Consider the following 3,446-nt stretch of genomic DNA (forward strand, 5'->3'; position numbering starts at 1 on the left):
GAAAAAAACGCGCCCGCCCGTCGCCCACGAAGGCCGTGAGGCGCTGGCCAAAGGCGGCTCGAAAAACCTCACCGGCACGCTGGCGATGGCGCGCACCAACGACCCGAATTCAGCCTCGTCGCAGTTCTTCATCAACGTCAAGGACAACGACTTTTTAAACCCGACTCTGATCCCGCCGGGCGACCCGGTGCCGAAGTTCGAATACCAGGGCCGCGTTTATGAAAACACGCCGCGCGCGCAGCTGGTCAACGCACCGCAGCTCTTCGGCTACACCGTGTTCGGCAAGGTCACCAGCGGCATGGAAGTCGTCAACAAGATCAAGGAACTCCCCACGGGCGCTGGCGGCCCGTTTCCTTCCGATGTACCCAAAACGCCGGTGATCATCAAATCAGCCAGCATCGTCAACTGATTTCCCCTCCCCTGATTTTTTTTCCAAAGGACCCCTCATGAGCAACCCAAAAGTAGAACTCCACATCAAGGACCACGGCGTTATCACGCTTGAACTTGACGCTGCCAAGGCACCCAAGACCGTCGCCAACTTTTTGAACTACGTCAACAAGGGCCATTACGCGGGCACCGTGTTTCACCGCGTGATTCCCGGCTTCATGGTGCAGGGCGGCGGCTTTGAAGTCGGCATGAAGCAAAAGCCCACCGACGGCGAGATTGAAAACGAAGCCACCAACGGCCTGAAGAACGACAAGTACACCGTGGCCATGGCGCGCACCAATGCGCCGCACTCGGCCAGTTCGCAGTTTTTCATCAACGCCTCGAACAACGGTTTTCTGAACCACACGGCCCCCAGCGGTTCGGGCTGGGGTTACGCCGTGTTCGGCAAGGTCATCTCCGGCACCGAGGTGGTGGACAAGATCGAGGCCGTCAAAACCGGCAACAAGGGCGGCCACAGCGATGTGCCGCAAACCGACGTCGTGATTGAAAAAGCGGTCGCCCTCTAAACCGCCCGTCACGTCAGTCAGCCTGTCAGTCCATTGACCATGGCCCAGACCGTGCCCCAGGCCGCGGAGCTTCTTGCGCCGCCCGCCTGGCGCACGGTCGATTTCATTTCGGACCTGCATCTGCAGGCCGCCGAGCCCGCCACCTTTGCCGCCTGGCAGCATTACCTGCAAACCACCCCGGCCGACGCGCTGTTCATGCTGGGCGACCTGTTTGAGGTCTGGGTCGGTGATGACGCGGTGAGCGCTGACGTGAACGCCGACCCGTCGGCCATGATCGACAGTTTTGAAGCCCGCTGCGCCCGCGTGCTGGGCCAGGCGTCGAGCCGGCTGGCGCTCTTTTTCATGCACGGCAACCGCGACTTTCTGGTCGGGCCGGCGCTGATGGGTCAGTGCCATAGCACCCTGCTGGCCGACCCGACCGTACTGGGCTTTGCCGGCCAGCGCTGGCTGCTGTCGCACGGCGACGCGCTGTGCCTGGGCGATGTCGATTACCTGCGCTTTCGCCAGCAGGTGCGCAGCCCGGCCTGGCAGCAGGCTTTTCTGGCCAAACCCCTGCCCGAGCGCCAGGCCATTGCACGCGGGCTGCGCCAGCAAAGCGAGGCGCGCAAGCAGTCGGGCGCGGTCTATGCCGATGTCGATGCCGGCGCCGCCCGCCAATGGCTGGCCGCCGCCAACGCCCACACCCTGATTCACGGCCACACCCACAAGCCGGCCACGCATGCGCTGGGCAACGGCCTGTCGCGCGTGGTGCTGAGCGACTGGGACGCCCAGGCCGCCGTGCCACGCGCCGACCTGCTGCGCCTGACGGCCGACGGCCTGCAACGCATCGCCCTGTTTTAAACGCTAAACGCCAGGCTTCGCGCCCGCCCCCATGCCCAACTGGTTTCACACCCTGCTCCAGCGCTCGGGCCGACGCCCCGACACCATCTCGCAACCGCTCTGGCAAGCCACGCTGGCGCACTACCCGTTTCTGGCCCGGCGCCCGCCCGCCGAACTGGCGCAACTGCGGCTGCTGGCCAGCCGCTTTCTGGCGCAAAAGGAATTCAGCGGCGCGCATGGCCTGGAGGTGACCGACGCGATGGCGGTGGCGATTGCGGCGCAGGCCTGCCTGCCGGTGCTGCACCTGGGCCTGAAGCTGTATGACGATTTCAAGGGCATCGTGGTGCACCCCGGCGCCATGCTGGCGCGGCGCGAAACCACCGACGCCGCCGGCGTGGTGCACCGCTACAGCGAGGTGCTGGCCGGCGAAGCCATGCAGGGCGGCCCGGTCACGCTGAGCTGGCAGGACGTGGCCGCCTCGGGCGGGCGGGCCGAGCGCGGCTACAACGTCGTGATTCACGAGTTCGTCCACAAGATCGACATGCGTGACGGCAGCGCCAACGGCTGCCCGCCGCTGCCCGGCCGCGCCGCCTACGCCGCCTGGCGCGCCGTGATGCTGCCCGCCTATGAGGCCTTTTGCGAACAGGTGGCGATGGCCCAGCGCTTTGGCGGCGAGCCGCCCTGGCTCGACGCCTACGCCGCCACCGCCCCCGCCGAATTTTTTGCCGTGACCTCGGAAGCCTACTTCATGAACCGCCCGCGCTTTGCCCAGGACTTTGCGCCGCTGGCCGAGCTGTTTGACGCATTTTTTGAGCCAAAAAGGCCTCCAGTCCAATAAGAATACGCGCAAGCTGCTATCAATTAAATAGCGCATCAAGCCCCCCCAAAGCCGCCGTTTTATTTTTTTTCGGGCGCCTTAACCCCATCGCCCCGCCCCGTTCGTTTCAGTCAGCTCCACCCTTTTTTTTCTGGAGCCGACATGACCGCAAAATTTCTTGGCCTTTCCATCGTGCTGGCCTGCGCCAGCCTGCAGGCCCATGCCATAGGCCAGCTCGCCGATATCAGCGTGATAGACCGCGGCACCGGCCGGGCGCTGCCGCTGCACTACCACCGGGGCGACTACTGGGTGGCCGGCCAGCCGGGCGCGAAGTATGCCATCTCGGTGCGCAACCGGCTTGGCGAGCGCGTGCTGGCCGTCACCTCGGTCGATGGCGTCAATGTGCTGAACGGCGAAACCGCCGCCTGGGACCAGACCGGCTATGTGTTCGGGCCCTACCAGCCCTACCAGATCACCGGCTGGCGCAAGAGCAGCAGCGAGGTCGCCGCGTTTGAGTTTTCGGCCGCCGGCGACTCGTATGCCGGGCGCACCGGCCGGCCCGGCCATGTCGGCGTGATTGGCGTTGCGCTGTTTCGCGAGCAGCTGCCCGAGCCGCTGGCCCAGGCGCCCGAGCAGCGCTGGCGCGGCGAGCAAGGCGAGGAATCCTCGGGCCGGCTGAAAAGCGCGCCCCTCCCCGCTGCGGCCAACAGCGCTGGCGCCAGCGGCACACTGGCCGACCGCGGCAGCGCCGACGCGCCCGCCGCCGAGAGCCTGGCCAGGGCCGCGCCGTCATTCGCGCCACCGCGCAGCCCCAGGCTCGGCACGGCGCATGGCGAACGCGAGGCCTCGGCGGTGTC

General features: G+C 66.1%; 5 protein-coding genes. All 5 read left to right on the forward strand.

Annotated features, from left to right (window positions below):
- On the forward strand, nucleotides 1-409 hold a 409-nt coding region (locus RMO23_RS14490; protein WP_309682929.1), incomplete at its 5' end, for a peptidylprolyl isomerase.
- A 37-nt stretch (nucleotides 410-446) separates the two neighbouring features.
- The gene (locus RMO23_RS14495; protein ID WP_309682931.1) at nucleotides 447-953 is read left to right on the forward strand and encodes a peptidylprolyl isomerase; all 507 of its coding nucleotides are present in this window, start codon (nucleotides 447-449) and stop codon (nucleotides 951-953) included.
- A 39-nt stretch (nucleotides 954-992) separates the two neighbouring features.
- Entirely contained in the window at nucleotides 993-1,793 is an 801-nt protein-coding gene (locus RMO23_RS14500; protein ID WP_309682933.1) for a UDP-2,3-diacylglucosamine diphosphatase, read from the forward strand.
- A 31-nt stretch (nucleotides 1,794-1,824) separates the two neighbouring features.
- Nucleotides 1,825-2,610 carry a zinc-dependent peptidase gene (locus RMO23_RS14505; RefSeq protein WP_309682936.1) on the forward strand — a complete coding sequence of 262 codons (786 nt, stop codon included), beginning with the start codon at nucleotides 1,825-1,827 and terminating at the stop codon, nucleotides 2,608-2,610.
- A gap of 141 nt (nucleotides 2,611-2,751) precedes the next feature.
- Nucleotides 2,752-3,446, forward strand: a 695-nt coding sequence (locus RMO23_RS14510) for a hypothetical protein (protein ID WP_309682938.1), incomplete at its 3' end; no start/stop codon positions are given.

It is taken from the genome of Polaromonas sp., from assembly GCF_031411155.1.
In the GTDB taxonomy this organism is placed as follows: Bacteria; Pseudomonadota; Gammaproteobacteria; order Burkholderiales; family Burkholderiaceae_C; genus Polaromonas.

Bases quoted from the DNA above. Each gene is read 5' to 3' on its own strand.
- RMO23_RS14500 (WP_309682933.1), top strand. From the start codon at position 993: ATGGCCCAGACCGTGCCCCAGGCCGCGGAGCTTCTTGCGCCGCCCGCC.
- RMO23_RS14495 (WP_309682931.1), top strand. From the start codon at position 447: ATGAGCAACCCAAAAGTAGAACTCCACATCAAGGACCACGGCGTTATC.
- RMO23_RS14505 (WP_309682936.1), top strand. From the start codon at position 1,825: ATGCCCAACTGGTTTCACACCCTGCTCCAGCGCTCGGGCCGACGCCCC.